The 6,238-nt window shown below is 32.0% G+C and carries 7 protein-coding genes and 2 rRNA genes; 1 reads left to right on the top strand and 8 read right to left on the bottom strand.

What is annotated here, in order from left to right; genetic code table 11:
• Positions 1-171: 171 nt before the first annotated feature.
• On the top strand, positions 172-657 hold the full coding sequence (locus N2712_06535; GenBank protein MCX8029633.1) for a hypothetical protein: 486 nt from the start codon (positions 172-174) through the stop codon (positions 655-657).
• Here N2712_06535 and speE read toward each other — a convergent pair.
• The 8 genes from speE to N2712_06495 all read right to left on the bottom strand — a co-directional run.
• Positions 649-1,497: a polyamine aminopropyltransferase gene (speE, locus tag N2712_06530; protein MCX8029632.1), complete on the bottom strand. Its 849-nt coding sequence runs from the start codon at positions 1,495-1,497 to the stop codon at positions 649-651. The genes N2712_06535 and speE overlap by 9 nt on opposite strands.
• Before the next feature lie 18 nt (positions 1,498-1,515).
• A complete protein-coding gene (infC, locus tag N2712_06525) occupies positions 1,516-2,034 on the bottom strand; it encodes a translation initiation factor IF-3 (protein ID MCX8029631.1) in 519 nt (172 codons plus the stop codon).
• A 16-nt stretch (positions 2,035-2,050) separates the two neighbouring features.
• A complete protein-coding gene (locus N2712_06520) occupies positions 2,051-2,485 on the bottom strand; it encodes a hypothetical protein (GenBank protein ID MCX8029630.1) in 435 nt (144 codons plus the stop codon).
• Positions 2,475-3,059, bottom strand: coding sequence for a signal peptidase II (gene lspA, locus N2712_06515; GenBank protein MCX8029629.1), 585 nt, complete (start codon positions 3,057-3,059; stop codon positions 2,475-2,477). Before lspA ends, N2712_06520 begins: the two co-directional genes overlap by 11 nt.
• Before the next feature lie 7 nt (positions 3,060-3,066).
• A complete protein-coding gene (gene aroA / locus N2712_06510; GenBank protein MCX8029628.1) occupies positions 3,067-4,428 on the bottom strand; it encodes a 3-phosphoshikimate 1-carboxyvinyltransferase in 1,362 nt (453 codons plus the stop codon).
• Positions 4,429-4,580: 152 nt separating this feature from the next.
• Positions 4,581-5,642 carry a hypothetical protein gene (locus tag N2712_06505; GenBank protein ID MCX8029627.1) on the bottom strand — a complete coding sequence of 354 codons (1,062 nt, stop codon included), beginning with the start codon at positions 5,640-5,642 and terminating at the stop codon, positions 4,581-4,583.
• Between the two features lie 27 nt (positions 5,643-5,669).
• Positions 5,670-5,786: ribosomal RNA gene (gene rrf / locus N2712_06500) — 5S ribosomal RNA — on the bottom strand.
• A gap of 58 nt (positions 5,787-5,844) precedes the next feature.
• Positions 5,845-6,238: ribosomal RNA gene (locus tag N2712_06495) — 23S ribosomal RNA — on the bottom strand; the annotation flags it as partial.

The following is a 6,238-nucleotide window of genomic DNA, read 5'->3' as shown; positions in this document are numbered from 1 at the left end:
AAAAAAAAAAAAAAAAAAAAAAAAAATTACTTAAAGACATAATAAACTTTCAATCTTTATTCCAAGCTTTAATAACATTTTTTGGAGCAATAAAACCAGTATTACATCTTGAATAATTCATAATTTTCTACTTTAATCATAAATTCAAACTTAGTTTCCGATAATTTTTTTATGAAGAAATTACTAATACTCGCAATGTTTTTTCTATCAATCAACGGGTACTGTAAAATAAACAAAGAAAATGCTTTTTACATACTTAGAAACCATAAAGAAAAAGGTTTTTTCTTTGAAGGTGAAGCATCAAAAGATACATTGAAAGTAGTTATAGACTTCAAAACCAATTCTGAGAAAGTTTTTATTAATTTTTCTGAAGACAGACTAATGAACATAATAACTTTCTATTCTACGGTTATGGTTCTAGATAAAAAACCTTCTCACGGTTTTATGGAATATCTACTAAGAGCAAACAACTTCAATAAATCTCTTGGATTTTTCTACATATATTACGACATAAATCTTGACAAGTGGTTTATAGACTATTCAGTTAGAATAAGAGAGGAAGACATAACAAAATCTTCCCTAATAGAAATAACAAAGATTGTAGCTCTTTATTCGCTATCTTCCAGGAAAAAGATATCCGAAATGAATCTAGAATAATTTCCCTTCCAATAGTTTTGAGTATAAAGAATATGGTAGAAAAGATACTTCTCTGACATCATCTGAGTAATACTTGTTATTTAAACTACAAGTTCTACAATCTTTTCTTGGATCATATTTTTTAGAACCTATTGATATAGACCACCAATAACCTGTATAAACTGGAGTTACAAAGTAAGCAAGATCAACTATAGGGAAAACATTTTTTAGAGCTTTTTGGACACTTAATATAGTATCTTTGTGATACCATATAGACTCTGTCTGAGCAGCCATTATACCATCATAAGATAAAACATCGGATACCATTCTATAGAATGGTTCTTCAAAGAGCGGTTTAGCAGGACCTACAGGATCTGTTAAGTCAATGAGCACCACATCAAATTTATCTCCCTTATAATCTCTAACAAACTTAAAACCATCATCATGAATTATCTTAAGTCTCTTATCCTCGAAAGCACTACCATACAAATGATAAAAGTACTTTTTAGATACTTCAGTAACCATTTCATCAATATCAACCAAAATCAGATTTTCTACTGACTTATGTTTAAGAACTTCTCTAGCGACACCACAATCTCCACCACCAATAATCAAAACATTCTTAGGATTTGGATGTGTAAATAACGGAATATGGGCAAGAGTTTCATGGTATATAAACTCTTCCTTCTCTGTATATTGGACAACGCCATCAAGAGTAAGAGCTAATCCAAAGCCATCAAGTTCAACAACTTTAACATCCTGATACCTACTTTTACACGAAAATAAAATGTTTTTTACTCTGTATATGTGATTTTCAGGAGCATAAGGATCTTGATCAAAAAACAATATATCTTTCTCCATACTTCCTCCCAAATAAAATTACTTTTTCCTAGGAGCAAAAACTACAAATAGTTTTTTACCTTCAAACTTGGGTTCTTTCTCAATTATTGCATACTCACTCAAATCATTTTGTATTTTGTCAATCAACTCATACCCTTTGTCTTTAAATGCTATTTGTCTTCCCTTAAATACAATAGTAACCTTAACTTTATTACCTTCCTTAAGTATCTCAATCATATGCTCTTTTCTATAAGAATAATCATGATCACTTATATTAAAACCTATTTTAAACTCTTTAACTTCTATTTCTTTTTGTTTCTTTTTTGCCTCTTTTTCCTTCTTTTCAAGTTGGTACTTATACTTACCGAAATCCATTATTCTACAAACCGGAGGCTTTGCCTCTGGGCTAACTTCCACTAAATCAAGTCCTTTTTCATTAGCAATTCTCAAAGCTTCTGAGATAGGAACTATTCCTATCTGCTTACCATCAACATCAATAAGTCTAACCTCAGGAACTCTTATTTTTTCGTTAATTCTTATACTTTTTATATCCCTCATACCACCTACCTTCTACCTATGAATAAATCTTATTTTTACGGCTAATTAGCCTAGCTTGCATATTTTCTTTTATCTTCTCCATAAAAGTAGTTATGTCTATCTTTTGAAGTAAATCATACTCTGAAGGTAAAGGGAAATAAGGATCAGAAAAAACTTCTGATATAACTGCATACTTTCTCCTAACATCATTGAAAATAACCAAATAAAAAGTCTTACCCGTTTTCAAAGTGTTTTGAATTATCGATTTACCTTGGGGTAAAGGTAAGTAATCATAATATTCGTTCATGAAATTATCAAATTCTCTTTTAAATCTGTTCAACTTCCTTGAAATCTCCCTTTCAGCACTTTTTATAACAAAAAATTTCCTTATATTGTAAATAAGCTTACCAAGCTTATCAAAAACTTTCCCAAATATCTCAAGAAGCTCAGTTAGAAGACCTTTAATTTTCATAACTATCACTTTTTTGCTTCCTACTTTTAAGTACATCCGAAACTATCATCATAAATATGATAATCAAGGTTCCTATTGTTATGCAACTATCAGCAATATTAAATATATAAAACCTCCAAATATTACCTATACCAACATCTATAAAGTCCGTTACATATGAAAAGAAAATTCTATCTATAAGATTACCAATAGCTCCACCCCAAACAAGCCCAAAGCCAACTTTTAGAAAAGGTATTAATGAAACATCTACATCTTTCGAAATTGAAATATAAATATAGACTAGGAATATTATTATCCCAACTACTATAAAAGGCAAAATACTATGTATAATAGTAGCCTCTGATGAGTTCAGAATTCCAAAACTGACACCTTTATTAAAAACAAGAGTAAATTTCAAGAAATCACCAATAACATTTAAAGGTTTACCATACTCCAAAAATGTCCTAGAAATATATTTAGTAATTTGATCTATAACAACTACTGCCAAAACGATACTTATTGTTATCTTATTCGCAATAGCAAATTCTAAAATACTCCTTAAGCTATATCTAAACTTAGTTATGAATTCCTTCATAAATTCACTATAAATGGTTATAGTACAAAAATTCAAAATAATTCCAGAACGAAGGAAAAGTCTTTGAAGTACACTTATAATCTTCAATAACAAGTCCATCTATTCTCAACCCTGCTAAAGCAAAACTCATAGCCATTCTATGATCGTTGTATGTTGATATTGAAACTGGTTTGTAGGATTTCTTCGGTATTAATTTGAAACCATCCCTATACTCCTCGATACTCGCACCCAGTTTACTAACTTCTTTACAAATAGCAGATATCCTATCTGTTTCTTTGATCCTAAGGTTGTAGACATTCCTAACAGTAGTAGGACCATCGGCAAAAAGAGATATAACAGCAAGTGTCTGAACAAGATCTGGTATATCATTCATATCAACTTCAATTCCTTTAGGGTTACCATCACCTTCAACTGATATATAACCTTCTCCCACTTCAACTTTACATCCCAACTCTCGCAAAACTTCTACAAATCTAATATCTCCTTGAACAGTACCAGCACCAACTCCGTAAACAGAAATTTTCGAAGGTATTACACAAGGAACTGATAAAAAGTAGAAAGCATTTGTAAGATCTGGCTCAACAGTATAATCGTCTTTGCGATTATAAAATGATTTAGGTATAGATATCACTTTATAATCTCGATTTTTAACAGCAACACCAAAGTCTAACATAACCTTTGAAGTCATATCAACAAAAGGTCTCGAAACAAGATCATCTGAAACAGTGATTTTAAGCCCATTTTCGTAATAAGGTCCTGACATCATAAGAGAAGAGATATATTGGCTACTAATACTACCAGATATTACAACTTCACCCCCCCTTACATAAGACTTAGATCTAACAATTACTGGAGGATAACCATTATTATCATTAATATCAACTCCTAAACTCCTTAAAGCATTAACTAAATCTCGTATAGGTCTCTCTCTCATTCTACTATCGCCATCCAAAATAAACTCCCCCTTCAAGAGAGGTAAGAAGCCACATAAAAATCTCATAGTAGTACCAGAATTACCTGTATATATAGTTTTATTCAAGTAATCATTAGATAAAGAACCACCTATTGACACAGATAAACTATCATTTACTTTTCCTTGGATAAAACCTATAAAATCTTCTATTTCTGGACGGTAAGGTCTTTGAAGAGTATAAACCGCAACTTCAAAACCCAAATCTTTTAGCGCTTTTAACATATGATTTGTATCATCCGATACAAGAACATTTCTAATGGTTATTCTATGTCTATTCAGTGCAGATATCAATAAAACACGGTTTGTAATACTCTTAGAACCCGGAATTGTCAAAGACTTGTCTATATACTTACCTATAGAATGAATTCTAACAAGACTATCACTATATTCTAGCATCTATTATCTCCTTAAAAGTAATTTTAACTGTTTGTGTCTAAAAGTTTCTAAACTTTCTACTTCGATAGTATAAAGAAACACGAATATCTTAATCAAACTTTAATCTTTCCAAATATACCCTAAAAATACACCATTCTCTAAACTTAATGACATCATCTAGCAGATATCAAATCCCAGTAGTAGAATAAAACTTTGTTATCTGGAAAATCAGCATACATAGATAGCATCTTCCCATCTTTACTAATTTTAAACCCTCTCATCATCAAAGGATAATCAAAATTAATATACATTTCATGAGATATTTTAAAGGTGGGTGAAAATGGATCGAAAAATATAAGGACAGGAAGATTATTCTTATAAGTAGCACAAGCAACAAATCCATTTCTGAGATAAGACATCATTTGGAAATTCTCTCTAGGAAGTATAATGTCGTATTTTTTAGAAATACTATCCGAATTAAGATCAATAGATAGTATAGTAGCTCTTTGAGAAGTATTGTTACTATCAAATTTGAGTAATAGATTAAAAGGCTTAACAACTATAGCTGATGAAAATGAAAAATCTTTTGGTACATTATTAGTAAAACTAATTTCTTTCGATAGAGCTAATATAAATGAAGAAGAAAAAACATCAATTCTAATCACATTTTCACCTAGCAACTGGAGTATATAGAAATTTCCTAAATCATCAGTTTCTATTCGAAACACGTTTGTAAAGTAGTAGTCATAAAATTCAATATTTTCCAAAGTTTCCTTTGAAAAAGCAACTGAGTATAGATAATCATCAGAAGGTGTTATATTTTCTAAGATTAGAAACATCAATGACTTATCTTTATTCACTAAAATATCCTGAACTAACTTTTCTGACTGGAGTTGAAGCTCTTTTGACAATACATTTCTACCTTGATCTGACTTTATAATACGTATCTTCTTCGAGAATTGGTTTAAAACCCAAACTTCATAACCTACTAAATCAAAAGGCAAGTAAAAATTATCATCCAAGAAATTTTTGATATCCTGATCGATTGTAGAGGATAAAACCTCCTGGAAGGAATAGAAAATATAATTCGAGTTACTATAAGAAATCCATATAAATATGTCATTAGAATTAGAACCTATACTCAGAGATGATAAAAATTTGCCTTTGATACCCTGAGAACAAGAATAAAAAAACAGAGTTAATATTAAGATAAGAAAAAACGAGACTTTTTTCATAAAGACTCTCTAAAACAAACAAAAAAAGCCTGGCAAGTACCTACTTTCCCACCTCCGAAGGAGGCAGTATCATCGGCGGTGCAGAGCTTAACTTCCGGGTTCGGAATGGAAACCGGGTGTTTCCTCTGCCCTATTCTCACCAGGCAAAAAAAATACGTTTTACTTTTTTAGTAATATATTAATTTTTTGGTTTATAGAAAAGATAGTTGTGCCGGACGGACTATTAGTAGTGCTCGGCTCAACGCATTTCTGCGCTTACACCTACACCCTATCAACCTGGTAATCTACCAGGGTCCTTCAGGGGTACCTTATCTTGGGGTGTGCTTCCCGCTTAGATGCCTTCAGCGGTTATCACTTGGAAACATGGCTACCCAGCGCTGCATCTGGTGACACAGCTGGTACACCAGAGGTTTCCTCACTCCGGTCCTCTCGTACTAGGAGCAACTCCCCTCAAGTACCCAAGCGCCTGCGACAGATTGGGACCGAACTGTCTCACGACGTTCTGAACCCAGCTCACGTACCCTTTTAATGGGCGAACAGACCAACCCTTGGGACCTTCTACAGCCCCAGGATCTGTCTCTTATACACATCTGACG

The sequence above is a fragment of the Brevinematales bacterium genome, from assembly GCA_026415355.1.
In the GTDB taxonomy this organism is placed as follows: domain Bacteria; phylum Spirochaetota; class Brevinematia; order DTOW01; family DTOW01; genus SKYB106.
Note: the sequence above shows the minus strand (reverse complement) of the source record. Positions and strands in the feature narration are given on the sequence as shown.